The following is a 26,255-nucleotide window of genomic DNA, read 5'->3' as shown; positions in this document are numbered from 1 at the left end:
CGGGTCACCGCCCCCCGACGACCCAGCGGCCGACGACCCAGCAGCCGACGACCCAGCGGCCGAGGACGGGCCCGGCGCGGCGGCGCCCGCGGGGACCAGCGGCGCGTCGAGCAGCTCGGGGCCGGCCGGGCCCGCGCCGCCGGCGGCCGCCGACCCGCGCGTGCGTGCGCCGTCGGCGGAGGAGAGCCCCGGGGGCGCGTCGGGCGCGGGGACGGCGCCGAGCGCGTCCAGGACGCGGTGCAGGACGACGAGCACGTCCTCGCCCTCCGCCACGGCGTCGTCGACGCCCTCGGGGAGCCCCGGGCGCGCGCCCGCGGCCCCCGGCGCCCGCCCGTCCCCCGCCCCCGGGTCGTCCCCTCGCGCGAGCAGCACCCACCGGGCGCCGCGCGCGCGCAGCGCCGCGGCGGCGCCGGCGCGGGAGTCGTCGTCCCCGCCCACCAGCAGGACGACGGCGGGCGCCTCGCCCGGGGCCTGAGCGGGCGCGTCCCGGGCGAGCAGGCCCGCGACGCCCAGCAGCCCGACGGCCCACGCGGCCGCGGGGCCCGCGCTCCCCCCGTCGAGGCGCACCAGCCCGACCTCCGGCTCCGGCCCGTCCCCGCGGAGGGCGTCGGTGCGCTGCCGGAGCGCGTCGACGTCCTGCGACCAGCGGTGCTCGGGCCAGCCCCCGGCGCCCTCGGCGGCCGCCGCGGGGTCGGGCGCGCGCTCGAGCGGTCGGGCGCCGGTCTCGACGACCGTCGTCGTGCCCGTCAGCGGCGCCGACCGCGTGGCCACCGCCCGCCGGCGCTCCTCCCACGAGCGGGCGAGCGCGGCGGCGAAGGACCCGTCGGCCAGGACGCCGAGCGGACCGCCGCGGCGCTCGAGGTCCTGCAGCAGCGCCCACGCGCGCCCGGCGAGCGCCCACGTGCGCTGCTCCAGCGCGGGCGCCCCGCCGGCCGGGTCGACGACGCGGCCCACGGAGGACTCGGCCAGCAGGATCGAGGACGTGCCCCGCGCGAGGCGCCGCGAGGAGGCCGTGCTCGCGCCGACGGCGGCGTCGTGCGGCAGGACCGTGACGGCCTCCGCTCCGCCGACGCCCGCGGCCAGCGCGGCCACGGTGGCCCGCAGCACGTCGACGTGCGGGTCGCGGACGCCGAGCATGGCGCGGGAGGTGACGGCGTGCAGCCGCAGGCCGCGGGCGTCGGCGGGCACCCCGAGCAGCTCGGCCGCCCGCGCCCACACCGCCCGGGCCGCGCGCAGCGACGCCGTGGTGGCCCACTGGTCGTCCGTGGCGGGCAGCCGCAGCTCGAGCAGGCGGGCCGCCCTCGCCGGGTCGACGCCGGCCCCGAGCAGCCAGCGCAGGTGCTGGAGCGCGGCGCCGACCCCCCAGGCCAGCACCTGCGCCGGGGTGCCCCCCGCCGCGGAGGCCGGCAGCGCGTCGACCGCGAGCGCCCCCGGCGCGAGCGGGTGCTCGAGCGCCAGCCCGGCGAGCTCCAGGACGACCGACCGGCCGCCCTCGCCGTCGGCCGCGGGCTCGCCGGTGCGGGCCGACCGGGCCAGGGGGTCGGCTCCCACCCCCAGCGCCAGCGGGTGCGGCGCCGGGCCGCTCGGCGCGAGGGCGAGCAGGGCCCGCGCCGCGGCCACCGGGTCCGCGCGGGCGGCGGTGCGCAGGACGACGGGGGCGAGGTCCAGCAGCACGCCGTCCAGGGCGCGCGGCAGGTCGGCGAGCCGGACGCCGCCGGGGCCGCCCACGTCCAGCCACAGCGAGGTCGCGCCGCCCTCGAGCTCGGCGAGGGCGGCCTCGCGCACCGCGCCCGCGTCCTCCCCCGAGACCCGCTGGCGCACGTCCCACCCCGCGGGGCGCTCGGGGTCCCGGCCGACGCCGGTCGACCCCTGGGCGGTCGGCACCGGGGCGGTCGGCACCGGGGCGGTCGGCACCGGGGCGGTCGACGCCCGGCTGCTCGAGGCCTCGGCGCCCGGGCGAGAGCCCAGCACCGGGGAGGCCCCGCGGACGAACGGCGGGGCCCCCGGCAGGCCGGGGTCGGGCGCGCCCGACTCCTCGAGCGTGCGCGCCGTGCCGAGCGGCGGGTGCCGCAGGCCGTCGGCGTCGAGCGCCGCCAGCAGCTCCTCCGGCGCGGGGTGCTCCTCGTCCGCGGCGAGGCGCCCGGAGCGGCGCAGCACCGCCGTCACCGCGGTCCGCCAGCGCCGCAGGGCCTCGTCGTCGTCGGGCGGGGTCGCTGCGGCGGGGGACGACGTCGTCACGCCCCGGATGCTAGGGCTGGCGACCGACGGCGGGCCCCGCTGCGGCAGGTCGCCCGACTGCCGGCTCAGAGCAGGTCGGCGCGGCCCTTGGCCCGCAGGGCCTCCACGATCTGCTTGACCTCCTGGGCCCGGGCGCGCGTGGTCACCAGCACGGCGTCCTCGGTGTCCACGACGACGACGTCGGAGAGCCCGATGACGGCCACGGTCCGCTGGCCGCGCGGCACGACGACACCCGTCGAGTCCTGCGTGACCACGGACTCCATGTCGCCGAGGACGCGCAGCGACGAGCCGCCGAGGTCCGGCATCAGCGACGCGAGCGCGTCCCAGTCGCCGACGTCGTCCCAGGAGAAGGCGCCGCGCACGACGGCGACGCCGCCCGCGGCGGCGACGGGCTCGGCGATGGCGTGGTCGATGGCGATCTTGGTCAGCGTCGGCCAGACGCGCTCCACCACGGCCGCGGCCTTGTGCGCCGGGAGGTCCTCGTGCGCCTCCGCCAGCTCCAGCAGCCCCGCGTGCAGCTGCGGCAGCTGGGCCGCCAGGTGCCCGAGCAGGACGTCGGCCCGGGCCACGAACATGCCGGCGTTCCAGCGGTAGTCGCCGCTGGCCACGTACTGCTCGGCCGTCGCGGCGTCCGGCTTCTCCGTGAAGCCGGTGGCGCGGACCGCGTCCGGGGCGCCCGCAACGGCGAGCGGCTCCCCCGTGCGCACGTAGCCGAAGCCCGTGGCGGCCGAGGTCGGCGCGATGCCGATGGTGACGACGTGCCCCTCCTGCGCCACGGCCACGGCCTGGCGCACGGCCCCGCCGAAGGCCCGGGCGTCGGGGATGAGGTGGTCGGCCGCGAAGGAGCCGACGACGGCCTCGGGGTCGCGGCGGGCGACGACGGCCGCCGCGAGCCCGATCGCGGCCATCGAGTCCCGCGGCGAGGGCTCGAGCAGCAGGTTGCCCCGCTCGAGCTGCGGGAGCTGCGCGCGGACGGCGTCCGCGTGGCCCTCGCCCGTGACCAGCAGCAGCCGCTCGGGCGAGGCCAGGGGCACGAGCCGGTCCCACGTGGACTGCACCAGCGTGCGCCCGGAGGACGTGAGGTCGTGCAGGAACTTGGGGGCGCCGGCGCGCGAGAGCGGCCACAGGCGGGTCCCGGACCCGCCGGCGGGCACGACCGCCCAGAAGTGGTCGAGCGACGGACCGGCGTTGCGCATGAGGTCACGATGGCACGCACGCACCTGAGGCGTCCGTCACACGCGCTCGACGCGCGCCCGCCCCGGTGCAGGACCCCGCCCACGCGTCCGTACGATATGGGTGGCTGCGCGGTCCGGGGAACGGTCCCCGGGTGCCCGGCCCCGGGAGCGCCGCACGGCCCCCGCGTCGACACACCCCTCGAGGAGCCGTCCGTGGCGACAGAGACCAGGACCCGGTCGGTCGTGCCGAAGGGCACGCTCTACCGGGGCCGCGAGGGCATGTGGTCCTGGGTGGCGCACCGGATCACCGGCCTGCTCATCTTCGTCTTCCTGCTGGTGCACGTGCTCGACACCTCGCTCGTGCGCGTCGCGCCCGAGGCGTACAACGTGGTCATCGAGACGTACAAGAACCCGGTCGTCGGCCTGGGCGAGGCGGGCCTCGTCGGCGCGGTCCTCTTCCACGCCTTCAACGGCATCCGCGTGATGCTCGTCGACTTCTGGTCAGGTGGGCCGAAGTACCACCGCCAGATGCTCTGGGCCGTCGGCGCGCTGTGGGTCCTGCTCATGGTGCCGTTCCTGGTCCGCCACCTCTCCCACGTCTTCGGAGGCTGACCGTGGCCGCTCCCCTGCTCGAGGCCCCGCGCTCGACGCCGTACCGCCGCTCGACGTCCCGGCGCTCCAACTACGAGATGTACAGCTGGCTGTTCATGCGGCTGTCCGGCGCCGTCCTGGCCGTGCTGGTCATCGGCCACCTGTTCGTCAACCTCATGGTGGGCGACGGCATCAACGGCCTCGACTTCGGCTTCGTCGCCGGCAAGTGGGCCAGCCCGTTCTGGCAGGTCTGGGACCTGGCGATGCTGTGGCTCGCGATGATCCACGGCAGCAACGGCGTCCGGACGATCATCAACGACTACACCCAGCGCGACACGACGCGGATGGTCCTCAAGACCCTCCTGGCCGTCGCCCTGGTGTTCACCGTCGTCCTGGGCACGCTCGTCATCTTCACCTTCGAGCCCTGCCCGGTCGGCCCCGACGGCGCACTGCTCACCGGCGCCCCCTCGTTCTGCGCCGGCTGAGCACGCCCCCCGTCCGCGCGAACCCCCGCGAGAGAGAAGTCGCCGCACCATGAGCAGCACCGCCCGAGAGAAGTCCGCCGCGAAGCGGAACGGCGAGCACGTCGACGAGAACGGCCACGCCCACGGCAAGGCCGGCGAGGAGGCGTCCTCGGAGAACGGCGAGCTCGGCGCCATCCCGAGCTTCGACGTCGTCATGCGCATCCGCCGGTACAACGCCGAGGACGCCGAGGACGGCACGCCCGTGGAGGCGCGCTGGGAGGACTTCACGGTCACCCTCCACGGCACCGACCGGGTGCTGGACGCCCTGCACAAGATCAAGTGGGAGCAGGACGGCTCGCTGAGCTTCCGGCGCTCCTGCGCCCACGGCGTCTGCGGCTCCGACGCCATGCGCATCAACGGCGTCAACCGGCTCGCCTGCAAGGTGCTGGTGAAGGACATCAACCCCGACAAGCCGATCACGGTCGAGCCCATCAAGGGCCTGCCCGTCGAGAAGGACCTCGTCGTGGACATGGAGCCCTTCTTCCAGTCCTATCGCGAGGTCATGCCCTTCCTCATCACCTCCGGGCACCAGCCGACGCGCGAGCGGAAGCAGAGCCAGGAGGAGCGGGAGCGCTTCGACGACACCACCAAGTGCATCCTGTGCGCCGCGTGCACGTCCTCGTGCCCGGTGTTCTGGACGGACGGCCAGTACTTCGGCCCGGCGGCGATCGTCAACGCCCACCGCTTCATCTTCGACAGCCGCGACGAGGGCGCCGACGTCCGCCTCGAGGTCCTCAACGACCGCGAGGGCGTGTGGCGCTGCCGCACCACCTTCAACTGCTCCGAGGCGTGCCCCCGCGGCATCCAGGTCACCAAGGCCATCCACGAGGTCAAGCGCGCCCTGCTGACCCGCACGGTCTGACGCGGGCGCGGCCCAGCCGCCCACGACGACGGCCCGGCTCCTCCCGCGGGAGGTGCCGGGCCGTCGTCGTCCCCGGTGGCTGCGCGGGGGCGAGTGTCCACGGCGCGCACCGGGGCGCGGGAGTGCTGGGTCGGACGCCCGGCGACCGTGCTCGCTCCGCCGGAGGCGACGGGGAGCGGGTCGTCCTCGGTCGGGTGCGCGGGGGCGGGTGTCCTGCGGGGCACTGGCTACGCGCTCTCGCGGGCGTGCGCCCCGCTCGAGCTGCTCGCCTCACGTGCCCCGCAGGACACCCGCCCCCGCGCTGAGCCGCCGTCACCTCGGCGAGGGCGCACCGGAGTCCCGACCGACCGGCCAGCTCGACCGGCTCGGCCCACGTCGTCCCGGTGGGTCGGTGAGGCCGCGACGACCCGTCAGTCCCGGTCGCGCAGCCCGTCGACGACGGCGCGGGCGGCGCCCGTCGTCATGTGCAGCAGGCCCACCCCCACGGCGCCGAGGAGCGCGCCCGCGGCCAGCGTCGTGCGGTCGGTGGTGCGCTGGTCGAAGGTGACCGCGGTCCGGGGGCGGGGCCCCGCGGGGACGTCGAGGTCCTCGCGCACCGCCCCGACCGGCGCCGCCGCCTCGCGGCGCTCGAGGCGGACGCTCCCGGCGTCCTCGGCGGTCGTGGCGGCCCACGCCGCGGCGAGCAGCGTCACCCGAGCCAGGAGCCCGAGCCAGATGAGGATGGCCCCGAGCGTCGCGCTGGCCGTGACGAGGGGGTTGTCGCTGCTGCCCACGAGCTGCAGCAGCCCTCCGCTCAGCGTCGTGATGAGCGCGAGGGCGACGCCGCCCACGACGGCGCCCTGCAGCACGTCGCGCACCGGCAGGCGCAGGTCCGACAGCACCCGGAACAGCACGAGGAAGACGCCGGTGTCGACCGCGGCGACGACGGCGAAGGTGAGCACGGGCAGGAGGACGGGGCCCACGGCCGAGCCCTCCAGCCCGACGAGCTCGAGCAGCGTCCGCGAGGCGGCGCCGACGACCAGCGTCGCCGTCCCCGTCGCCAGGAGGACGAGCCCGAGGGTCAGCAGCACGAGCAGGTCGCGCAGCTTCTTGAGCAGGACCGGTCGCTGGTCCGGGGGCTCGGTGAAGACGGCGCGGATGCCCTCGCGCAGCGCGTCGAGCCACGCGAGCCCCGTGACCAGGGCCACGAGCAGGGCGACGCCGCCGGTCAGGCTCAGCACGTCCGAGCGCAGGAGGCTGCTCGGGTCCAGCAGCCCGCTGGGGCTCTCGTCGGTCCGCACGAGGTTGGGGACGGTGCCGTTGAGCTGGCTGTAGACCTGCGCCTGGAGCTCGGAGCTCGACCCGAACACGAGGCCGAGGACGGACGCGGCCACGACGAGCAGCGACACGAGCGAGAACAGCCCGACGAAGGCGATCCCGCCCGCGAGCACGTTGCCGCGGTGGCCGAGGTACTGCAGCAGGGCGCGCACGGGCCGCGAGCCGGCGAGCCGCGCCACCAGGCCGGGCGAGGCGTCCTGCGCCGCGTCCGCGCTCACGGGGCCTCCCCCGGGGGGAGCGGCTCCCGCGCGGTCTCCTCGACCGGCGGGGCACCGGTGAGGGCGAAGCGCTGGTCGGGGCGCCAGACCCCGTCGTCGCCGTGCCGGTAGAGCCAGAACGCGTCCACGGGGAAGACCACCTCGTACTCGGAGAGCTCGTCGAAGGCCCGGTCGAGCGCGTCCGGGACGACGTGGTGGGCGACGGTGACGTGCGGGTGGTAGGCGAACTCGACGTCGCGGCCCAGCGGTCCGCAGCGCACGGCCCGCTCGAGCAGCTCGCACGCCGAGATGCCCTCGGCCACCTGCACGAAGACGACGGGCGAGACGGGCCGGAAGGTCCCGGTGCCCCGCAGGCGCATGGTGAACGGCGCGGTGGTGCCGGCGGCGCGCTCCAGGTGCTCGACGACGTCCTCGACCCGGTGGACGGGCAGGGAGGTGGGCGGCAGGAGCGTCACGTGGGCCGGCACCGCGTCGGCGAGGGGGTCGCCGAAGCCGCGGCGGCACTCCCGCAGCTCGTCCGCGTGGGGCTCGGGGACCGCCACGGCGACGCCGATCGTCACCACGCCCGCGGCCGCCGGCGCGAGGGGGAGGCCCATGGTCTGGTCGAGGCGGTCGGCGGCCCCCTCGTGCGCGCCGCTCACCCGCCCGTCGCCGGCGGCAGCAGGCCGAGGCGGTCGTGCGCCCGCGCGAGGACCTCGCCGGCGATCGAGCGCGCGCGCTCCGCGCCGGTGGCGAGCACCGCGTCGAGCTGCGCCGTGTCGTCCAGGAGCTCGAGCGTCCGCGCCCGCAGCGGGGTGAGCACCTCGACGACGACGTCGGCGACCTCCTTCTTGAGGTCCCCGTAGCCGCTGCCCGCGAAGCGCGCCTCGAGCTCGGCCACCGCCGTGCCCGACAGGGCGCTGTGGATCGCGAGGAGGTTGGAGACCCCGGGCTTGGTCGCGGGGTCGTAGACGACCTCGCGCCCGGTGTCGGTGACCGCGGAGCGGATCTTCTTGGCGACCACGCGGGGCTCGTCCAGCAGGTCGATGAGACCGGCTGTGCTGGCGGCGCTCTTGCTCATCTTCGAGGTCGGGTCCTGCAGGTCGGCGATGCGCGCCGTCTGCGGGGGGATGTAGGCCTGCGGCAGCACGAAGGTGCGCCCGAAGCGGGAGTTGAACCGGCCGGCCAGGTCGCGCGCCAGCTCCAGGTGCTGGCGCTGGTCGTCGCCCACGGGCACCTGGTCGGTGTCGTAGAGCAGGATGTCGGCGGCCATGAGGACGGGGTAGGTGAAGAGCCCGACGTTGGCCGTGTCCGCGCCGGCGCGCTGGGACTTGTCCTTGAACTGCGTCATCCGGCTGGCCTCGCCGAAGCCGGTGAGGCAGCTGAGCACCCACGCCAGCTGGGCGTGCTCGGGCACGTGGCTCTGCACGAACAGGGACGCGCGCTCGGGGTCCACGCCGGCGGCGAGGTACTGCGCCGCGGTCCGCCGGGTGCGCTGGCGCAGCACGGCCGGGTCCACCTGCACGGTCAGGGCGTGCAGGTCGACGACGCAGTAGAGGGCGTCGTGCGTGTCCTGCAGCGAGACCCACTGCCGCAGGGCGCCGAGCAGGTTGCCGAGGTGCAGCGAGTCCGACGTCGGCTGCATCCCCGACAAGATGCGCGGGCGGGAGCCCGCGTCGCGAGCGGGCTGGCCGGCGGGCTGGTCGCCCGGGGTCAGGGCTGGCGCGGGGGTCGCGGCGGACGTCGCGGGCGGTGCGGGCATGGTCGTCATCATGGCAGCCCGGCCGCCCCGCGCAGGCGCGCCCCGCGCCCCCGCCCGCACCGCGCGGCGGCGGGCGCCGCAGACTCGGGGCATGACGACCGAGACCGCGCCGTCCGAGCGCGCCGGCACCCGCCCCGCCCCCGACCCCGCCCCCGGCCTCGACCGCGAGGGCACCGGCGGCGCGGAGCCCCGCGTGGTCGACGTCCTCGTCGTCGGCGGCGGCTCCGCCGCCGAGACCGCGGGGCCGCGCGCCGCGGCCGCGGGCCTGTCCGTGGCCGTCGTCGAGGGCTCCCTCGTGGGCGGCGAGTGCCCCTTCTGGGCGTGCGTGCCCAGCAAGGCGATGCTGCTGGCGGCCCGGGGGCACCGCCGCAGCGGGTCGACCGACCACGACGGCGCCTGGGCGTGGGCGCTGCAGCGGCGGGAGGAGGCGACGGCGGACCTCGACGACGGCGGCAAGGCCGACGGGCTGCGCGAGGCCGGCGTCGAGCTCGTGCGCGGGTGGGGCGAGGTCGAGCGCGACGCCGCGGGCGGCGGCCTCGTGCGCGTGCGGCGCGGGGGCACCTCGCCCGAGGAGCCCGGCGACGTCGTCGACGTGCTGCGCTGGCGGACCCTCGTGCTCGCCACCGGCAGCAGCCCGTCGGCTCCCCCGGTGGACGGGCTCGCGGACGTCGCCACGTGGACGAGCGACGCGGCCCTCTCGAGCGACCACCGCCCCGGCAGCCTCCTCGTGCTCGGCGGCGGGGCCGTCGGCTGCGAGCTGGCGCAGGTCTACGCCTCCTTCGGGGTGCGCACGACGCTCGTCGAGACCGCCCCCCGGGTGCTGGCGAGCGAGAACCCGTCGGTGGGCGAGGCGGTCGTGCGGTCGCTGACGGCCACCGGCGTCGAGGTGCGCACGGGCGTGACCGCGCGCCGGGCCAGGACGGGCGGCGACGGCGTCGTCCTCGAGCTCGACGACGGCTCGGAGGTGACCGGCGAGCGCGTGCTCCTGGCGAGCGGGAGGAAGCCCCGCCTGCAGTGCGTCGAGGGCCTGGTGCTCGACACGACGGACGCCGGCGCCCTCGCCGTGGACGCCCGGTACCGCGTGCTGGCCGACGGGGAGCCCCTGGACGACGTCTACGCCGTGGGCGACGTCAACGGGCTCGCGCCGTACACCCACGGGGCCAACTACCAGGCGCGGGTCGTCGCGGACGCGCTCGTGGGGCGTCCCCGCGACGGTGACGAGACGGGCATGCCGCGCGCCGTCTACGTGGACCCGCCGGTGCTCGCGACGGGCCTGACCGCGGACGGCGCGCGGGAGGCCGGCCACGACGTGGTCGTCGCGTCGCAGCCGACCCACGACACGGGCCGGGCCCACGTCGAGCGCTACGACGGGCCGGGGACGGTCGAGCTCGTCGTCGACGCGCGGACGGGGGTGCTCCTGGGCGCCTCGGTCGTCGGGCCCGAGGCGGACAGCTGGGGCGGGGAGCTCGTGCTCGCCGTGCGCGGTCGCCTCGACGTGGAGCTGCTCGCCGAGGTCGTGCACCCGTTCCCCGCGTGGGGCGAGCTGCTGCTCCCGGCCGCCGAGGACGCGCGCGACCAGGTGCGCGCGCGCCGCGGCGAGGCCCGGCCCGGCGCGGGCGCCGGTCAGCCCGCCCACACGGCCTGAGACCCCGGGGCCCGGGAGGCCCCGGGGTCCGCGCCGGCCCGGCTCAGAGCTGGTAGGTCGCCACCACCGGCGCGTGGTCGCTCCAGCGCTCGGCGTAGGTGGGGGCGCGGTCGACCTCGCAGGTGCGCGCGGCGGCCGCGAGCGCCGGCGTGGCCACCTGGTAGTCGATGCGCCAGCCCGTGTCCCGGTCGAAGGCCTGCCCCCGCCAGGACCACCAGGAGTAGGGGCCGTCGACCTCGCCGGCGAGCCGGCGGGCGACGTCGACCCAGCCGAGGCCGCCGGCGTCGTCCCCCGCGCCCCCGGGGGCGCGGAACCAGCGGTCGAGCGCGGCGCGCTCCTCGGGGAGGAACCCCGCCTTCTTGACGTTGCCCTTCCAGTTCTTGATGTCGAGCTCGCGGTGCCCGACGTTGAGGTCGCCCGTCACGAGCGCGAGCGCGTCGCCGTCCGCCCCGAGCGCGGCCATGCGCTCGGTGGCCGCCGCGAGGAACGCCATCTTGTCCTCCTGCTGCGGCGTGCCCGCCTCGCCGGAGTGGACGTAGGCGCTCACCGCGGTGAGCGCGCGCCCGTCGGGGAGCGCGACGTCGGCCTCCAGCCAGCGACCCGCGCCGGCGAAGCGCCCCTGCGGGTCGGCGTCGCCCAGGTCGGTGCGCAGGGCCGAGATCGGGAGCCGGCTGGCGACGGCCACGCCCGCACGGCCCTTGGTGCCGGCGTCGGTGGGCTCGACGTGCGCGAGGTGCCAGCCGGCCACGGCGTCGCCCTGGGCGGCGCCCTTCGCCGGCGCCCCCTCCCCCGCCATCTCGGCGAGCGCGCGCCGGAGCACGTCGTCGTCGGCGCGGACCTCCTGCAGGCACAGGACGTCGACGCCGCGCGCGGCCAGCCACGGCCCCATGCCGCGGCGCACGGCCGCGCGGACGCCGTTGACGTTGGCGGTGGCCACGACCAGGGGAGCGCCGGGGGCGCGGTCGGGCGGGGTCGTGGGAGCGGTGGTCTGGGCAGGGGCTGCGTCGGGCACCGGGGGATGCTAGGCACCCACCATGGCCCCCGCTGACACCCCTGCCGACGGCACCGCTCCCGAGCGACCCCGGACCTCCCCCGCCCGCCGCACCGCCGTCGTCACCGGCGCGAGCAGCGGCATCGGCGCCGCGACGGCGCGCCGCCTCGCCGCCGACGGCTTCGACGTCGTCCTCGCCGCGCGGCGCGAGGACCGGATCCGCGCCCTCGCCGAGGAGGTCGGCGGGCGCGCCGTCGTGTGCGACGTCACCGACGACGCCTCGGTCGCCGCGATGGCGCGCGAGGTCGGCGAGTGCGCCGTCCTCGTCGCGAACGCCGGCGGCGCCGTGGGCATGGACCCCGTCGTCGACGCGAGCGTCGAGGACTGGCGCTGGATGTACGACGTGAACGTCCTGGGCGCCCTGCGCGTGGTGAAGGAGCTGATGCCCGCACTGGTGGCCAGCGGGAACGGGCACGTCGTCGTCATGTCCTCCACCGCCGGCCGCATCGTCTACGAGGGCGGCGGCGGCTACACGGCCGCCAAGCACGGCACCACCGCGCTGGCCGAGACCCTGCGCCTGGAGCTCCTCGGGAAGCCGGTGCGCGTCAGCGAGATCGCCCCCGGGATGGTCGCGACGGAGGAGTTCTCGACGAACCGCTTCCGCGGTGACGCCGGCGCCGCCGCGAAGGTCTACGAGGGCGTCGCCGAGCCGCTGACGGCCGACGACGTCGCCGACTGCGTCTCCTGGGTCGTCACCCGCCCGCCGCACGTCGACGTCGACCTCCTCGTCGTCAAGCCCCTCGCCCAGGCCGCCCAGCACCGGGTGCACCGCGAGCCCTGACGCCGGCGCCCGGCGAGACCGACGAACCGAGGGACGGCTGCGCCGAGACCGACGAACCGAGGGACGGCTGCGCCGAGACCGATGGACCGCATGATCCCGGCGCCGGGATCGTGCGAGACGTCGGTCTCGACGGGTCGTCCACAGGGGCGCCGCGGGGACCTGGCCCGAGCGGGCACCCTCCCCGGGTGCCGAAGCGACTGGAGGTCCCCGCCGACCTGCGCGGCGTCCCCGTGGCGCGACGCCGCCTCGACGGGCGCCTCACCGAGGGCCAGCTGGCGGGCCCGGGGTTCGAGCGCCTCGCGCGGCGTCTACCGCTCGACGGGCGACCGGCCGGCTGACCACGGAGAGCTCGCCCGAGCCTCGCTCGCCGCCCTGCACCGCTCCGCGGTGCTGGCCGACCTCTCGGCCGCCTGGCCCTCGGGGTGCCCGAGGCCGGGGCGGGTGACGACGTCGTCGTCATCGCACCCCGACCGGCGCCCCGGTCCCGCGAGGGCCTGCGCGTGCGGGAGGGCCGCCTCGAGCGGGACGAGCTGGTCCGGACCGCCCTGGGCTGGGCGACGTCGCCGGCGCGGACCGCGGTCGACCTGCTGCGCACGCTGCCCGACGCCCGCGCCCCAGGCGCCGCGGAGGCCGTGGCCCACCGGTGGTCGCTCACCCCGGAGGCCCTCCGCGCCCAGCTCGAGCGCCGAGCGGGCGCCAGGGGCGTGGTCCGCGCGCACCGGCTGCTCGCCCGCCTCGACCCGCGGGCGGAGTCCCCGCGCGAGACGTCGCTGAGGCTGCTCGTCCTCGACGCGGGCCTGCCGCCGCCCGTCCCCCAGCACGAGGTGCGCGACGCCGACGGCGCCTTCGTCGCCCGGCTCGACCTCGCCTGGCCGCAGCAGCGGGTCGCCGTCGAGCACGACGGCGCGCACCACCGGGACCCGCGCCAGCACTCGCGGGACCTGGCCCGCCACAACCGCCTCCGAGCCCTCGGCTGGGTGGTGCTGCAGGTCGACGCGCAGGTGCTCGCGCGTCCGGAGGAGCTCCTGCGGCACCTCGCCCGCCTGCTCGTCACCCGCAGCGGTCGAGACCGACGAAGGGCGTGATCCCTGGCCGGGGATCACGCCCTTCGTCAGTCTCGACCTGGCGTTCCGGCCGTTCGTCACGCTCGAGCAGCCTCGTCAGGCCAGCGAGCGCTCCGCGGCCTCGACGACGTTGGCGAGCAGCAGCGCGCGGGTCATGGGCCCGACGCCGCCGGGGTTGGGCGAGAGCCAGCCGGCGACCTCCTCGACGCCCGGGGCGACGTCGCCCGCGAGCCGCGCCTTCCCGGCGGCGTCGACGACGCGGCTCACGCCCACGTCGAGCACGGCGGCACCGGGCTTCACGTCCTCCGGGCGCACGATCCCGGGCACCCCGGCCGCCGCGACGACGACGTCGGCCCGGCGCAGGTGCGCGGACAGGTCGCGCGTCCCGGTGTGGCACAGCGTCACCGTGGCGTTGACGTCGCGGCGGGTCAGCAGCAGGCCGATGCTGCGGCCCACCGTCGTGCCGCGGCCCACGACGACCACCTCCGCGCCGTCGAGCGGGACGTCGTGGCGCGCCAGCAGGTCCAGGCACCCGCGCGGCGTGCAGGGCAGCGGGGAGGTGGCCTCCTCGCGCACGCGCAGCACGAGCCGGCCGAGGTTGGTCGGGTGCAGGCCGTCGGCGTCCTTGCCCGGGTCCACGAGCTCGAGGACGCGGTTGGTGTCGACGTCCGAGGGCAGCGGGAGCTGGACGATGAAGCCGGTGCAGGCCGGGTCCGCGTTCAGCCGCGCGACCTCCGCCTCCACCGCGGCCGCGCCGGCGTCCGCGGGCAGCTCCACGCGGATCGACTCGATGCCGACCTCGGCGCAGTCGCGGTGCTTGCCGCCGACGTAGCTGGCGCTGCCCGGGTCGTCGCCCACGAGCACCGTGCCCAGGCCCGGCACGACGCCGCGCTCGCGCAGCGCGGCCACGCGCTGCGCGAGGTCGGCCTTGACCGCCGCCGCCGCGGCGCGCCCGTCGAGGACGACCGCGCGAGCGCCGGTCACCAGCCCTCCAGCCCGGCGTAGAGCGGGAAGCGCTCGGCGAGGTCGGCGACCCGCGCCCGCAGCGCCGGGACGTCGCACTCCGGCTGCAGCGCCTCGGCGATGACCTCGCCCACCTCGGCGAACTCGGCGTCGTCGAAGCCGCGGGTCGCGAGCGCGGGCGTCCCGATGCGCAGCCCGGAGGTCACCATCGGCGGTCGCGGGTCGAAGGGCACCGCGTTGCGGTTGACCGTGATGCCGGCCTCGTGGAGGCGGTCCTCGGCCTGCTTGCCGTCGAGCGCGGACTCGCGCAGGTCGGCGAGCACGAGGTGGACGTCGGTGCCGCCGGTGAGGACGTCCACGCCGGCGCCGCGGGCGGCGTCCGTCGTCAGGGCCGCGGCCACGGCCCTCGCCCCGCGGAGGGTGCGCTCCTGGCGCTCGCGGAACTCCTCGCTCGCGGCGATCTTGAAGGCGACGGCCTTCGCGGCGACCGCGTGCATGAGCGGCCCGCCCTGCTGCCCCGGGAAGACGGCCGAGTCGATCTTCTTGGCGTGCTCGGCTCGGCAGAGGATGACGCCGCTGCGGGGCCCGGCGAGCGTCTTGTGCACCGTGGAGGTGACGACGTCGGCGTACGGCACGGGCGAGGGGTGCAGGCCCGCGGCCACGAGGCCCGCGAAGTGCGCCATGTCGACCATGAGGAGCGCGCCGACCTCGTCGGCGACCGCGCGGAACGCCGCGAAGTCGAGGTGGCGGGCGTAGGCGGACCAGCCGGCGATGATGAGCTTCGGGCGGCGCTCGAGGGCCGTCTCCCGCACGCGGTCCATGTCGACCAGGTGGGTCTGGGGGTCGACCCCGTAGGTGGCGACGTCGAACAGGCGCCCGGAGAAGTTGATCTTCATGCCGTGGGTCAGGTGCCCGCCGTGGGCGAGCTCGAGGCCCATGATCGTGTCGCCGGGGCGGATGAGCGCGTGCATGACGGCGGCGTTGGCCTGCGCGCCCGCGTGCGGCTGGACGTTGACGTGCTCGGCGCCGAACAGGGCCTTCGCGCGGTCGCGGGCGAGGTCCTCCGCGACGTCGACGAACTCGCAGCCGCCGTAGTAGCGGCGCCCCGGGTAGCCCTCGGCGTACTTGTTGGTGAGCACCGACCCCTGCGCCTCGAGGACGGCGCGCGGGGCGAAGTTCTCGCTGGCGATCATCTCGAGGGTGCCGCGCTGGCGGCCGAGCTCGCGCTCGAGCACCTCGGCGATCTCGGGGTCGACCTCGGCGAGCGGGCGGTCGGTGACGCCGCCGTCCACGGGGGTGCGGGCGACCGGGGCCGCGGGCGGGTCCTCGTGGACCTCGGCGGGGCTCAGGGGCTGGACGGGCTCGACGGTGCTCATCGCGTCTCCTCGCGGCTGGCGGGCACGGGCGGGGCGTCTCGTGCGTCGCAGGCGACGGCCCAGGCGGACGACCGCGCGCTGCTCGGGGCCGGCCCACCCGCGGCGCACCGACCTCGCTGCCGCTCCCCGGTGGTGACCACCCTCGCCAGTCGCGGCGGGGCCAGGGTAGCCCGGGGCGGCCAGTAGCGTGCCCGACCGTGACCACCGCCCCGGCCGACGAGACCGTGCCCGCGTACGTCCTGGTCCTGGCCTGCCCCGACGGCCCCGGCATCGTCCACGCGGTCAGCGGGGTCCTGGCCGAGTCCGGCGGCAACATCACCGAGAGCCAGCAGTACGGCGACCCCGGCACGGGTCGCTTCCACCTGCGCGTGCAGGTCGAGGTGCCGCTCGGGCGCGAGGAGCTGGCCGCGCGCCTGGCGCCGGTCGCCGCGCGGTTCGGCATGGACTGGACGCTCGACGTCCTGGGGCGCCCCGTGCGCACCCTCGTGCTCGTCTCGCGCGCGGCGCACTGCCTGAACGACCTGCTGTTCCGCCAGCGCTCGGGGCGCCTGCCGGTCGACGTCGTCGGCGTCGTGGGCAACCACCGGGACCTGGAGCCGATGGCGGCGTCCTACGACGTCCCCTTCACGCACCTGCCCGTCGAGCGCGGCGCCAAGGCGGAGGCCGAGGCCCGCCTGCTCGCCCTCGTCGAGGAGCGCGACGTCGAGCTGGTCGTCCTCGCGCGCTACATGCAGGTGCTCAGCGACGACACGTGCCGCGCCCTGCACGGGCGGGCCATCAACATCCACCACTCGTTCCTGCCGAGCTTCAAGGGCGCCCGCCCCTACGCCCAGGCCCACGACCGCGGCGTCAAGCTCATCGGCGCGACCGCGCACTACGTGACGGCCGACCTGGACGAGGGCCCGATCATCGAGCAGGACGTCCAGCGCGTGGACCACGCCTCGTCGGCGGCCCACATGGTCGGCATCGGCCAGGACGTCGAGGCGCAGGTGCTGGCCCGCGCCGTCCGCTGGCACGCCGAGCACCGCGTGCTCCTCGACGGGCACCGCACCGTCGTCTTCCGCTGAGCCGCAGCGGCTCCCACGTCCCGGTCCGCCCGTGGCCGGCGGTCAGTCGGTGAAGCGCCGCCCGCTCGGGTAGCCCTGCGCGCCGTCGACGACGACGTCGGTGCCCGAGACCCAGGACGCGCGCTCGGACAGCAGGAAGGCGACGACCTCGCCGACCTCCTCCGGGCGCCCGAGCCGGCCGAGGGGGAACTCGCGGTCGACGAAGTCGGCGTAGCGCTCGGGGTTCGCCCCCTCGAAGGACTCCCAGCCCCCGCCGGGGAAGCGGATCGAGCCGGGGCTCACCGAGTTCACGCGCGTGCCCTGGGGCGCGAGCTCGCGGGCCAGGGTCGCCGCGAGGTGGATCTCCCCCGCCTTGGCGGCGGCGTAGGCGGTGCGCGGCGCCGGGCGGTGCCCCGTGACGGAGGAGATGACGACGGCCGCCCCTCCCCCGGCGGCGGCCAGGTGCGGGGCGGCCGCCTTCAGCAGCGCGACGGCGTGGCCGGCGTTGAGCGCGTAGGTGTCCACGAACTCCTGCGCCGAGCCGGAGAGGAGGTTGCCCCCGCCGACCGTCCCGCCCGCGTTGGCCACGACGTGCGTGAGCCCGCCGAGATCGGCTGCGGCGGCGTCGACCTCGGCGGCCAGGGCCCCGAAGTCGGTGACGTCGACCGACGCCGTGCGCACCCGGCCCCCGTGGCGGCCGACGCGTGCGGCGGCGGCGGCGAGGCCGTCGGCCCCGCGCGCCAGCAGCGCGACGTCGGCGCCCTCCGCGGCCAGCGCGTCGGCGACCGCGAGGCCGATCCCCCGGCTCGCACCGGTGACGAGCGCCCGCGTGCCGGCCAGTCCCAGGTCCATGCCCGCCACCCTAGGCAGGGATGACGGTCTGCCCGCCCCGCCGGCGGTCAGTAGCGGAAGCGCCCCACCAGCACCTGCAGGTCGGAGGACATGCGCGCGAGCTCGACGACCGCCTGCTGGGACTGGTCGGCGGCGTCGGTGGTGGTGCGCGCGGCGTGCAGGATCCCCGACAGGTCCCCGGCGATGCTCCCCGCGCCGGCCGCGGCCTCGGCGAGGCTGCGCCCCATCTCGGCCGTCGTCGCCGTCTGCTCCTCGACCGCCGCCGAGATGCTGGCCTGGCTGTCGTGGATGCGGCCGACGACCTCCCCGACGCGGGTCATCTCCTGCAGCGCGTCCTCCGCCTGGGCGCGGACGGCCTCCACGCGCCGGCCGATGTCCTCCGTGGCGCGGGCGGTCTCCTGGGCCAGGTCCTTGACCTCGCCCGCCACGACCGCGAAGCCCTTGCCCGCCTCGCCGGCCCGCGCCGCCTCGATGGTGGCGTTGAGCGCCAGGAGGTTGGTCTGCTCGGCGATCCCGGAGACGACCCGGACCACCACGGAGATCTCGCGGCTGGACTCCGCGAGCCGGCTCACGGACGCGGACGTGCGCTCCGCCGCCTCGACGGCGTCCGAGGCCACCCGGGAGGCCTCCGTGGCGTTGTGCGCGATCTCGGTGATGGAGGCGCCCATCTGCTCGCCGCCGGCCGCCGCCGTGGAGACGCTGCCCGCGACGGCGTCCGCGGAGGTCGCGACGCTGCCCGCCCGGTCGGCCGAGGACTGCGCGACCCCGGTGATCTGCTGCGAGGTGGCGGACAGCTCCTCGGCCGCGGCCGCGAGGGCCGTGGACGACGCGGCGATGGTCGACATGGCCCCGCTCAGGGTCTCGACGGTGGTGTCGAGCGCGCGCGCCATCTGGCCGACCTCGTCGGCCGACGTGCTCCCGAGGCGCGCGGTCAGGTCGCCCGCGGCCACGCGCTCCAGCGTCGCGACCGCCTGGCGCAGGGGCCGGACGATGCTGCGGCTGACGGCGACGCCCAGCGCGAGCAGGGCCACGACGACGACGGAGGCGACGACGAGGACGGTGTAGCGGAGGGCCGACAGCGCCGCCTCGACCTGGGCGGTCCGGGCCTGGCGGTCCTCGGTGAAGGAGTCGACCGCGGCCCCGACGACCTCGTCCGTCCTGTCGTTCGCCACCTGGACCTCGTCCTGGCGGGCGAGGGCGGCGGCCTGGTCGGCGACGGCGAGGTCGACGAACGCGCTGATGTCGGCGAGGTAGGTGCCGTAGGTGTCCTCCAGGGCCGCGGCGCTCTCCTGGCCGGCGTCGTCGAGCGGCAGCGCCCCGAGCTCGCCCAGCAGCTCCTCGACGGTCGCGGAGTCCTCGGCGACGTCCGCCCGGGCGCCGGCCGGGTCCGAGGTCAGGGACCGGTAGGCGGCCACCTTGAGCTCGCTCGCGCGGGTGTCGAGCGCGCGCACCAGGAGGTCCGCCTCCGCGCTCGTCGCCAGCGCCTGCTCGGCGCGCTCGACGGAGGCGGTGCCCGCCAGGGCCGCACCGCCGATGACGGCCGTGCCGAGCACCCCCGCGCCCGCGACGGCGGCGACCTTCCGCGCCACGCCACCACGTGCGACCGACCCCTGCTGAGCCACGACGACCTCCTCCCGCGGCCCGGGCCCGTTCCCGCCCCGCACCGGGGTGTCGGCGCCCGGGTGCGGCTGCTGGAGAGGAGCCCGCCGGCGTCACCCGGCCGCGCACCGCCGGTCGTCGGCGGCGGCGCACCGGGGCCGCCGACCGCCGTACGGTGGGAGCCGTGCCCGCCGACGGAGACCACGCGCACCGGCACCGCCCGGACCACGCCCCGGACCGGGACCAGGACCAGCCGGACCTGCGGAATCTGCGGGATCTGCTCGCCGGCACCGCGGGCTGGTGGTCCTCCGCGCGCGTCGCGCTCCTCGAGGGAGGCGATCTCCTGGCCCCCGGCGCGGCTCGCGCGCTCCTGCGGCGCCCTCTCATGGGGGTGCCGGCCGGGGTCCGCCTCGAGGACGCCGAGGGCGGCGTCCTCGCGCGAGCGCTCGGGGTCCCGCTCGACGAGCACGGCACCCCGCTGCCCCTCGGCACCGGCGTCGGCGCGGCCCTCGACCCGCTGGCGCTCGTCACCGGCCTGCCGCCCGCCGTGGGCGCCCTGCCCTCGCGCGAGCGCCGCGCGGCGGTCGCCGGCCTGGTCGTGGGGGGCGTCGAGGACGTCGTCGTCGACGGCCGCCCCTGCGTGCGCGGCACCCTGGGTGGCCTGCGGGCGGGGCGGGAGCTGGTGGTCGTCGTGGACGCGGCCAGCGGGCTGCTGCTGCGCGCGGCACCGCCCCGCGGGGAGCTCCTGCTGTCCCTGCGCCTCGAGGAGCTCGACCCGCGGCTGGACGACGAGGTCTTCTCCGGCTGAGGCGGGCCAGCGCGAGCGCGCCCGGCGGTCGTGTGCTCCCCTCAGGACCATGACGACACCTCAGGCAACCAGTTCGGCGGGCCAGGCAGCGCCCTCCGACGGCGGCGGTGGCCACTCGGGATCGCGCACCGCGATCCTCGCCGCCCTGGCGGCCAACCTCGGCATCGCGGCGACCAAGTTCCTCGCCTACCTGCTGACCGGCTCCTCGGCGATGCTCGCCGAGTCCATCCACTCCCTCGCCGACTCGGGCAACCAGGTGCTGCTCCTCGTCGGGGGGAAGCGGTCCCGGCGGTCGGCCACCCCGGAGCACCCGTTCGGCTTCGGCCGCGAGCGCTACGTCTACGGCTTCGTCGTCGCCGTCGTCCTCTTCAGCGTCGGCGGGCTGTTCGCCCTGTACGAGGCCTACGAGAAGTTCCACGACCCGGAGCCGATCACCTCCTGGCGCTGGGTCCCCGTCGTCGTCCTCGTCGCGGCTCTGGTGATGGAGTCCCTCAGCCTGCGGACCGCCGTGCGCGAGGCGGACGAGGTCCGGGGGGCCCAGAGCCTCCCCCGGTTCATCCGCACCGCGCGGGCGCCGGAGCTGCCCGTCGTGCTGCTCGAGGACTCAGCGGCCCTGGTCGGCCTGGTACTCGCCCTGGGTGGCGTCGGGCTCACGCTCCTGACCGGGGACGGCCGCTGGGACGCCGCCGGCACCGGGGGCATCGGGCTCCTGCTGACCGCCGTCGCCGTCGTCCTGGCGGTCGAGATGAAGTCCCTCCTGGTCGGCGAGGGCGCGACGCCGGCGCAGGTGCGAGCCATCGAGGCCGCGCTCCCCGGCGAGGGCGTGCGCAGCATCATCCACCTGCGCACGCTGCACCTCGGGCCCGAGGAGCTGCTCGTCGGCGCGAAGATCGCCGTCCCGGGCGCGAGCACCGCGGAGGAGGTGGCGCACGCCATCGACGCCGCGGAGCGGCGGGTGCGGGAGGCCGTGCCCATCGCCCGCGTCATCTACCTCGAGCCGGACCTGCGGAAGGGCTCGCACCCCGCACCGCCGACCTGAGCCCCCGGGGCGCCGAGCACGACGAGGGCCCGCCACCGCGGTCGCGGTGACGGGCCCTCGTCGTGGTGCAGGAGCGGTCAGCCCAGGCGCGCGGAGAGGTTCTCGTCCAGCGCCGCGAGGAACTCCTCGGTGGTCAGCCAGCCCTGGTCGGGGCCGACGAGCATCGCGAGGTCCTTGGTCATCTTGCCGCTCTCGACGGTCTTGATGACGACGTCCTCGAGGGTCTCCGCGAACTCGGTGACCTCGGGGGTGCCGTCCAGGCGCCCGCGGTGGGCGAGGCCACGCGTCCAGGCGTAGATCGACGCGATCGGGTTGGTCGAGGTCGGCTTGCCCGCCTGGTGCTGGCGGTAGTGCCGCGTGACGGTGCCGTGCGCCGCCTCGGCCTCGACGGTGCGCCCGTCGGGCGAGGTCAGCACCGACGTCATGAGGCCGAGCGAGCCGAAGCCCTGCGCGACGGTGTCGGACTGCACGTCGCCGTCGTAGTTCTTGCAGGCCCAGACGTAGCCGCCCTCCCACTTGAGGGACGCGGCGACCATGTCGTCGATGAGGCGGTGCTCGTAGGTGATGCCCGCCTCGGCGAACTTCTCCTTGAACTCGGCCTCGAAGACCTCGGCGAAGATGTCCTTGAAGCGCCCGTCGTAGGCCTTCATGATCGTGTTCTTCGTCGACAGGTACACCGGGTAGCCGCGGCCGAGCCCGTAGTTGAGCGAGCTGCGCGCGAAGTCGCGGATCGAGTCGTCGAGGTTGTACATCGCCACCGCGACGCCCGCGCCGGGGGCCTGGAAGACCTCGTGCTCGATGGGCTCGGAGCCGTCGGCCGGCGTGAAGGAGACCGTCAGCGTCCCCTCGCCCGGGAAGCGGAAGTCGGTGGCGCGGTACTGGTCCCCGAAGGCGTGACGGCCCACGATGATCGGCTTGGTCCAGCCCGGCACGAGGCGCGGGATGTTGGAGATGACGATCGGCTCGCGGAAGATGACGCCGCCGAGGATGTTGCGGATCGTCCCGTTGGGCGAGCGCCACATCTTCTTGAGGCCGAACTCCTCGACCCGCTCCTCGTCGGGGGTGATGGTGGCGCACTTGACGCCCACCCCGTGCTTCTGGATGGCGTGCGCCGCGTCGACCGTCACCTGGTCGTCGGTGGCGTCGCGGTGCTCCATGCCGAGGTCGTAGTACTCGAGGTCCACGTCGAGGTACGGGTGGATCAGGCGGTCCTTGATGAACTGCCAGATGATCCGCGTCATCTCGTCGCCGTCGAGCTCGACGACGGTCCCCTCGACCTTGATCTTGGCCATGCGGTAGCTCTCCTCGTCGCGAGCGGTCACTGTCTCGACGTCAAACTACCGGGCCGCGCGGCCGAGGGGGCGGGGCGCGCGCCGCGGCGCGGGGCCCCGCGTCGCGCCGCACGCCCGCGGCGGGGCCGATACCGTCGCGGGAGGGCGCAGGCAGCCCCGTCCCCACCACGAGACCCGGCGCCCGCGCGGTCCGGGCACGAAGGAGTGCAGCGTGACCTCCAGCACCTCGCAGACCACCGCGACCGGGAGCTCCGGCCGCTCCCCCGTCACCGTCGCCGTCACCGGCGGCGCCGGGCAGATCTGCTACAGCCTGCTGTTCCGCATCGCGAGCGGCGCGCTCCTGGGGCCCGACGTCCCCGTGCGGCTGCGCATCCTCGAGATCACCCCCGCCCTCGGCGCGGCCCAGGGCGTCGCGATGGAGCTCGACGACTGCGCCTTCCCGCTGCTGCAGAGCGTCGACATCTCCGACGACGCGGCGACCGCCTTCGACGGCGCCAGCGTCGCGATGCTCGTCGGCTCCCGCCCCCGCACCAAGGGCATGGAGCGCGGCGACCTCCTCGAGGCCAACGGCGCCATCTTCACCGGCCAGGGCCGGGCGCTGGCCGAGTCGGCGGCCGACGACCTGCGCGTCCTCGTCGTCGGCAACCCGGCCAACACGAACTGCCTCATCGCCATGAACAACGCGGCGGGCGTCCCCGCCGAACGCTTCTCGGCCATGACGCGCCTCGACCACAACCGGGCCGTCGCGCAGCTGGCGCAGAAGGCGGGCGCGGGCGTGCCCGACGTCTCCCGGCTCGCCATCTGGGGCAACCACTCCGCGACCCAGTACCCCGACCTCACCCACGCGACCGTGGGCGGGCGCCCCGCCCTGGACGTCGTGGAGCAGTCCTGGGTCGAGTCCGACTTCATCCCGACGGTGCAGAAGCGCGGCGCCGCCATCATCGAGGCCCGGGGCTCGTCCTCCGCGGCCTCGGCGGCCAACGCGGCCATCGACCACGTGCGCACGTGGCTGACCGGCACCGCCGACGGCGGCTGGACCTCCATGGCCGTGCGCTCGGACGGCTCCTACGGCGTCCCCGAGGGCCTGGTCTCGAGCTTCCCGGTGACCACGCGCGACGGCTCCTGGGAGATCGTCCAGGGCCTGGAGGTCGACGACTTCTCCCGGAGCCGCATCGACGCCTCCGTGGCCGAGCTGGCCGAGGAGCGCGACGCCGTGCAGGGCATGGGCCTGCTCGGCTGATCCGGGCTCGAGCTGCGGCGGCCCCCCGCCCGGCGTCCTCGCGGCGCCGGACGGGGGGCCGTCCTCGTCGGGGGAGCGCCCTCAGGGCAGGGCGTCGGCTCCCGGCGTGGTGAGCGAGAGCACGACGAGCGCCGCCGCGAGCACCAGCGCGACCGCGGCGTCCACGGACCGCGAGCGCACGGCCAGGGGCCCGGCGAGCCGGGTGGAGCCGAGCAGCCGGACGGCGGCGACGGCCACCAGCCCGGCCCCCAGGACCAGCCCCGTCGCGCGGAAGCCCAGGAGCGGGCCGGCCAGCACCGCGGCGGCCACGACCGCCGCCACCAGCACGAGCACCGCCGTCCCGTGCCGCCGACGGGCGCGCAGGTCCACCTCCACGTCCGGCCCCTCCTCGCGCTCGCGCTCGCGCGGGCCCGGCCGGGGCTGCTCGTCGGCCACGCGTCAGTGGGTGAAGTGGCGCGTGCCCGTGAGGTACATCGCCGCCCCGGCCGCGGTCGCCGCCGCGACGACCTCCTCGTCGCGCACCGAGCCGCCGGGCTGGACGACCGCGCGCACGCCGGCGTCGAGGAGCACCTGCAGGCCGTCGGCGAAGGGGAAGAAGGCGTCCGAGGCGGCCACGGAGCCCGCGGCGCGGTCCCCCGCCCGCGCCACCGCCAGGCGCGCGGAGTCCACGCGGTTGACCTGGCCCATGCCGACGCCGGTCGTGGCGCGCCCGTCCGCCAGCAGGATCGCGTTGGAGCGCACCGCGCGGACCGCGCGCCAGGCGAACGCCAGGTCGGCCAGGATCTCGTCCGCGACGGGCGCGCCGGTCGCGAGCGTCCACGTCCGCGGGTCATCCCCGGCGGCCTGCAGGCGGTCGGCCGTCTGCACGAGCAGCCCCCCGTCCACGGGCTTCAGCTCGAGCCGCTCACCGGCGCTCGGCGCCGGAGCCCGCAGCAGCCGCACGTTCTTCTTGCGGGTGAGCACCTCGAGCGCGTCGTCGTCGAACGCCGGGGCCACGACGACCTCGGTGAAGACCTCGGCCACCTGCTCGGCCATCGCGGCGGTCACGGGGCGGTTGACGGCGATGACGCCGCCGAAGGCCGACACGGGGTCGCACGCGTGGGCGGCGCGGTGGGCGGTGGCGACGTCGTCGGCGACGGCGATGCCGCAGGGGTTGGCGTGCTTGATGATCGCGACGCAGGGGTCGTGGTGGTCGTGGGCGGCGCGCCAGGCCGCGTCGCCGTCCGTCCAGTTGTTGAAGCTCATCTCCTTGCCGTGCAGCTGCTCGGCCCCGGCGAGCCCGGCCACGGGCTCCCCCTCGGGCCGGTACAGCGCCGCGCTCTGGTGCGGGTTCTCGCCGTAGCGCAGGACCGCCGCCCGCGACCAGGCGAGCTCGAGCCGGGCGGGCGGCTCGGCCGCTGCGCCGGGGGCCCCCGGGCCGGTGGCGGCGGGCGCCGCGTCGGAGGGCGCGGCCGGGGCCGCGTCGTCGCCCGCGGCGCCGGACGTCGCCGGCACGAGGACCGTCTGCGTCCAGGCCGCGACGGCGGCGTCGTAGGCGGCGGTGGCCGCGAAGGCGCGCGCGGCCAGGCGCGCCCTGGCGGCCAGGTCGAAGCCCCCGCCCGCGGCCGCGGCGAGCACCTGCTCGTAGGCGTCCGGCGAGGTGACGACGGCCACGCTCGGGTGGTTCTTGGCGGCCGCCCGGACCATCGACGGCCCGCCGATGTCGATCTGCTCCACGCACTCGTCCACGCCCGCGCCGCTGGCGACGGTCTGCTCGAAGGGGTAGAGGTTCACGACGACGAGGTCGAACGGCTCCACGCCGAGGTCGGCCAGCTGGGCCTCGTGCTCGGGACGCCGCCGGTCGGCCAGGATCCCGGCGTGCACGCGCGGGTGCAGCGTCTTCACGCGCCCGTCCAGGCACTCGGGGAACCCGGTGAGCTCCTCCACCGCCGTGACGGGCACGCCGGCACCGGCGATGCGCGCGGCCGTCGACCCGGTCGAGACGATCTCGACCCCGGCGCCGTGCAGGCCGCGCGCGAGCTCCTCCAGGCCCGACTTGTCCCACACGGAGACGAGGGCGCGACGCAGCGGGCGCACGCCGTCGCCGGGCTGGGGGGTCGGGGTGGCAGAGGTCACGGGAGAAGCACCTTCCGGGGGTTGTCGGGCGAGGTGGACCAGCCGCCGCGGGCCATCCGGCCGACGACGTCCACGAGCAGCGGCCGCTCGGCGGACTTGATGCGCTCGTGCAGCGCCTCGACGTCGTCGTCGTCGTGCACGGGCACGGTGACCTGGGCCAGCACGGCCCCGGTGTCCACGCCCTCGTCGACGAGCAGCACGGTGGCGCCGGTGACCTTCACGCCGTAGGCCAGGGCGTCGGCCGGCGCGCGGGTGCCGGGGAAGGACGGCGAGAGCGCGGGATGGGTGTTGACGACGCGACCGCCGAGGCGGCCGAGGAACGTCGGCCCGACGAGCCGCATGAAGCCCGCGAGCACGACGAGGTCGGGCGCCAGGGCCACGACCGCCTCGGTCAGCGCGGCGTCCCAGGCGGCGCGGTCGGGGTGGTCGCGCAGGGCGACGACCTCGGCCGGCAGCCCGGCGTCCCGGGCGCGCTGCAGGGCGGGGGCGTCGGCGCGGTCGGAGACCACGCCCACGACCGCGGCGCCCCAGCGGCCGTCGGCGGAGGCCTCCAGCAGTGCGCCCAGGTTCGTGCCCGTGCCGGAGACCAGCACCACGACGCGGGCAGGACCCGCTGCCCGGGCCCCGGGCCGACCGCTCGTCGAGGGTCGCGCTCCGGGCGCGGGCGCCGAGGAGGAGGCGTCCGGCGGCGCCCCCGGGGTCGCCGTCCCGCCAGCCG

At 76.8% G+C, this 26,255-nt stretch carries 24 protein-coding genes and 1 pseudogene; 11 read left to right on the top strand and 14 right to left on the bottom strand.

What is annotated here, in order from left to right; translation table 11 throughout:
• Window positions 1-618: 618 nt before the first annotated feature.
• Window positions 619-2,157 (bottom strand): annotated as a pseudogene (locus Q0848_RS19050) (methylmalonyl-CoA mutase family protein); the annotation flags it as partial.
• A 146-nt stretch (window positions 2,158-2,303) separates the two neighbouring features.
• Window positions 2,304-3,434, bottom strand: coding sequence for a mannose-1-phosphate guanylyltransferase (locus Q0848_RS10465; protein ID WP_299037262.1), 1,131 nt, complete (start codon window positions 3,432-3,434; stop codon window positions 2,304-2,306).
• A gap of 192 nt (window positions 3,435-3,626) precedes the next feature.
• On the opposite strand from Q0848_RS10465, the gene sdhC reads away from it, so the two are divergent.
• The 3 genes from sdhC (at window position 3,627) to Q0848_RS10450 (ending at window position 5,390) form a co-directional block, all read left to right on the top strand.
• Window positions 3,627-4,025, top strand: coding sequence for a succinate dehydrogenase, cytochrome b556 subunit (gene sdhC / locus Q0848_RS10460; RefSeq protein ID WP_299037260.1), 399 nt, complete (start codon window positions 3,627-3,629; stop codon window positions 4,023-4,025).
• A gap of 2 nt (window positions 4,026-4,027) precedes the next feature.
• A complete protein-coding gene (sdhD, locus tag Q0848_RS10455) occupies window positions 4,028-4,489 on the top strand; it encodes a succinate dehydrogenase, hydrophobic membrane anchor protein (protein WP_299037258.1) in 462 nt (153 codons plus the stop codon).
• A 193-nt stretch (window positions 4,490-4,682) separates the two neighbouring features.
• On the top strand, window positions 4,683-5,390 hold the full coding sequence (locus Q0848_RS10450) for a succinate dehydrogenase iron-sulfur subunit (RefSeq protein WP_366146535.1): 708 nt from the start codon (window positions 4,683-4,685) through the stop codon (window positions 5,388-5,390).
• 410 nt (window positions 5,391-5,800) lie between these two features.
• Here Q0848_RS10450 and Q0848_RS10445 read toward each other — a convergent pair whose 3' ends face one another.
• The 3 genes from Q0848_RS10445 to trpS are packed head-to-tail and all read right to left on the bottom strand — an operon-like array spanning window position 5,801 to window position 8,666.
• Window positions 5,801-6,925 (bottom strand): YihY/virulence factor BrkB family protein, encoded by a 1,125-nt coding sequence (locus Q0848_RS10445; RefSeq protein WP_299037254.1) that lies wholly within the window; start codon window positions 6,923-6,925, stop codon window positions 5,801-5,803.
• Window positions 6,922-7,566 carry a 2'-5' RNA ligase family protein gene (locus Q0848_RS10440; protein ID WP_299037253.1) on the bottom strand — a complete coding sequence of 215 codons (645 nt, stop codon included), beginning with the start codon at window positions 7,564-7,566 and terminating at the stop codon, window positions 6,922-6,924. The genes Q0848_RS10445 and Q0848_RS10440 overlap by 4 nt, the downstream gene beginning before the upstream one ends.
• A complete protein-coding gene (trpS, locus tag Q0848_RS10435; RefSeq protein ID WP_299037251.1) occupies window positions 7,563-8,666 on the bottom strand; it encodes a tryptophan--tRNA ligase in 1,104 nt (367 codons plus the stop codon). Before trpS ends, Q0848_RS10440 begins: the two co-directional genes overlap by 4 nt.
• A 91-nt stretch (window positions 8,667-8,757) precedes the next feature.
• Between trpS and Q0848_RS10430 the strand changes: the two genes are divergently transcribed.
• Window positions 8,758-10,311 carry an NAD(P)/FAD-dependent oxidoreductase gene (locus Q0848_RS10430; protein WP_299037249.1) on the top strand — a complete coding sequence of 518 codons (1,554 nt, stop codon included), beginning with the start codon at window positions 8,758-8,760 and terminating at the stop codon, window positions 10,309-10,311.
• Window positions 10,312-10,354: 43 nt separating this feature from the next.
• On the opposite strand, the gene Q0848_RS10425 is transcribed toward Q0848_RS10430, so the two are convergent.
• Entirely contained in the window at window positions 10,355-11,254 is a 900-nt protein-coding gene (locus tag Q0848_RS10425; protein ID WP_366146534.1) for an exodeoxyribonuclease III, read from the bottom strand.
• 91 nt (window positions 11,255-11,345) lie between these two features.
• Here Q0848_RS10425 and Q0848_RS10420 point away from each other — a divergent pair, with 91 nt between their 5' ends.
• The 3 genes from Q0848_RS10420 to Q0848_RS10410 all read left to right on the top strand — a co-directional run bounded on the left by Q0848_RS10420 (window position 11,346) and on the right by Q0848_RS10410 (window position 13,228).
• Window positions 11,346-12,143, top strand: a complete 798-nt coding sequence (locus tag Q0848_RS10420) for an SDR family oxidoreductase (RefSeq protein WP_299037245.1) — start codon at window positions 11,346-11,348, stop codon at window positions 12,141-12,143.
• 185 nt (window positions 12,144-12,328) lie between these two features.
• Window positions 12,329-12,481 carry a hypothetical protein gene (locus Q0848_RS10415; RefSeq protein WP_299037243.1) on the top strand — a complete coding sequence of 51 codons (153 nt, stop codon included), beginning with the start codon at window positions 12,329-12,331 and terminating at the stop codon, window positions 12,479-12,481.
• 84 nt (window positions 12,482-12,565) lie between these two features.
• Entirely contained in the window at window positions 12,566-13,228 is a 663-nt protein-coding gene (locus Q0848_RS10410; protein WP_299037241.1) for an endonuclease domain-containing protein, read from the top strand.
• 75 nt (window positions 13,229-13,303) lie between these two features.
• Here Q0848_RS10410 and Q0848_RS10405 read toward each other — a convergent pair whose 3' ends face one another.
• The gene (locus tag Q0848_RS10405; protein ID WP_299037239.1) at window positions 13,304-14,191 is read right to left on the bottom strand and encodes a bifunctional methylenetetrahydrofolate dehydrogenase/methenyltetrahydrofolate cyclohydrolase; all 888 of its coding nucleotides are present in this window, start codon (window positions 14,189-14,191) and stop codon (window positions 13,304-13,306) included.
• On the bottom strand, window positions 14,188-15,462 hold the full coding sequence (glyA, locus tag Q0848_RS10400; protein WP_366146533.1) for a serine hydroxymethyltransferase: 1,275 nt from the start codon (window positions 15,460-15,462) through the stop codon (window positions 14,188-14,190). Before glyA ends, Q0848_RS10405 begins: the two co-directional genes overlap by 4 nt.
• Before the next feature lie 281 nt (window positions 15,463-15,743).
• On the opposite strand from glyA, the gene purU reads away from it, so the two are divergent.
• Window positions 15,744-16,613, top strand: coding sequence for a formyltetrahydrofolate deformylase (gene purU / locus Q0848_RS10395; RefSeq protein ID WP_299037235.1), 870 nt, complete (start codon window positions 15,744-15,746; stop codon window positions 16,611-16,613).
• Window positions 16,614-16,655: 42 nt separating this feature from the next.
• On the opposite strand, the gene Q0848_RS10390 is transcribed toward purU, so the two are convergent.
• A complete protein-coding gene (locus tag Q0848_RS10390) occupies window positions 16,656-17,444 on the bottom strand; it encodes an SDR family NAD(P)-dependent oxidoreductase (RefSeq protein WP_299037233.1) in 789 nt (262 codons plus the stop codon).
• A 47-nt stretch (window positions 17,445-17,491) separates the two neighbouring features.
• Window positions 17,492-19,066, bottom strand: coding sequence for a methyl-accepting chemotaxis protein (locus Q0848_RS10385; RefSeq protein WP_299037231.1), 1,575 nt, complete (start codon window positions 19,064-19,066; stop codon window positions 17,492-17,494).
• 161 nt (window positions 19,067-19,227) lie between these two features.
• Between Q0848_RS10385 and Q0848_RS10380 the strand changes: the two genes are divergently transcribed.
• Both Q0848_RS10380 and Q0848_RS10375 read left to right on the top strand, forming a co-directional pair.
• Entirely contained in the window at window positions 19,228-19,851 is a 624-nt protein-coding gene (locus tag Q0848_RS10380; RefSeq protein WP_299037229.1) for a hypothetical protein, read from the top strand.
• A 49-nt stretch (window positions 19,852-19,900) separates the two neighbouring features.
• A complete protein-coding gene (locus Q0848_RS10375) occupies window positions 19,901-20,890 on the top strand; it encodes a cation diffusion facilitator family transporter (protein ID WP_299037228.1) in 990 nt (329 codons plus the stop codon).
• A 77-nt stretch (window positions 20,891-20,967) separates the two neighbouring features.
• Here the strand turns inward: Q0848_RS10375 and Q0848_RS10370 are convergent, their stop codons facing one another.
• A complete protein-coding gene (locus tag Q0848_RS10370) occupies window positions 20,968-22,182 on the bottom strand; it encodes an NADP-dependent isocitrate dehydrogenase (RefSeq protein WP_299037430.1) in 1,215 nt (404 codons plus the stop codon).
• A 211-nt stretch (window positions 22,183-22,393) separates the two neighbouring features.
• Between Q0848_RS10370 and Q0848_RS10365 the strand changes: the two genes are divergently transcribed.
• A complete protein-coding gene (locus Q0848_RS10365) occupies window positions 22,394-23,422 on the top strand; it encodes a malate dehydrogenase (RefSeq protein ID WP_299037226.1) in 1,029 nt (342 codons plus the stop codon).
• 81 nt (window positions 23,423-23,503) lie between these two features.
• Here Q0848_RS10365 and Q0848_RS10360 read toward each other — a convergent pair whose 3' ends face one another.
• From Q0848_RS10360 to purN, 3 genes are read right to left on the bottom strand one after another with little or no spacing between them, the layout of a single operon-like run.
• Window positions 23,504-23,857, bottom strand: coding sequence for a DUF3017 domain-containing protein (locus Q0848_RS10360; RefSeq protein ID WP_299037224.1), 354 nt, complete (start codon window positions 23,855-23,857; stop codon window positions 23,504-23,506).
• Window positions 23,858-23,860: 3 nt separating this feature from the next.
• A complete protein-coding gene (gene purH, locus Q0848_RS10355; RefSeq protein WP_299037222.1) occupies window positions 23,861-25,537 on the bottom strand; it encodes a bifunctional phosphoribosylaminoimidazolecarboxamide formyltransferase/IMP cyclohydrolase in 1,677 nt (558 codons plus the stop codon).
• Window positions 25,534-26,133: a phosphoribosylglycinamide formyltransferase gene (gene purN / locus Q0848_RS10350; RefSeq protein WP_299037221.1), complete on the bottom strand. Its 600-nt coding sequence runs from the start codon at window positions 26,131-26,133 to the stop codon at window positions 25,534-25,536. The genes purH and purN overlap by 4 nt, the downstream gene beginning before the upstream one ends.
• Window positions 26,134-26,255: the final 122 nt, after the last annotated feature.

The organism is uncultured Pseudokineococcus sp., assembly GCF_947495735.1.
Lineage (GTDB): Bacteria > Actinomycetota > Actinomycetes > Actinomycetales > Quadrisphaeraceae > Pseudokineococcus.
The sequence above is the reverse complement of the archived record's forward strand: the minus strand, read 5'-3'. Positions and strand labels throughout refer to the sequence as shown.

Excerpts from the sequence above, each read along its gene's own strand:
- Q0848_RS10465 (WP_299037262.1), bottom strand. The coding sequence starts at position 3,434 with ATGCGCAACGCCGGTCCGTCGCTCGACCACTTCTGGGCGGTCGTGCCC.
- Q0848_RS10450 (WP_366146535.1), top strand. The coding sequence starts at position 4,683 with ATGCGCATCCGCCGGTACAACGCCGAGGACGCCGAGGACGGCACGCCC.
- trpS (WP_299037251.1), bottom strand. The coding sequence starts at position 8,666 with ATGCCCGCACCGCCCGCGACGTCCGCCGCGACCCCCGCGCCAGCCCTG.
- Q0848_RS10430 (WP_299037249.1), top strand. The coding sequence starts at position 8,758 with ATGACGACCGAGACCGCGCCGTCCGAGCGCGCCGGCACCCGCCCCGCC.
- Q0848_RS10420 (WP_299037245.1), top strand. The coding sequence starts at position 11,346 with ATGGCCCCCGCTGACACCCCTGCCGACGGCACCGCTCCCGAGCGACCC.
- Q0848_RS10390 (WP_299037233.1), bottom strand. The coding sequence starts at position 17,444 with ATGGACCTGGGACTGGCCGGCACGCGGGCGCTCGTCACCGGTGCGAGC.
- Q0848_RS10375 (WP_299037228.1), top strand. The coding sequence starts at position 19,901 with ATGACGACACCTCAGGCAACCAGTTCGGCGGGCCAGGCAGCGCCCTCC.
- Q0848_RS10370 (WP_299037430.1), bottom strand. The coding sequence starts at position 22,182 with ATGGCCAAGATCAAGGTCGAGGGGACCGTCGTCGAGCTCGACGGCGAC.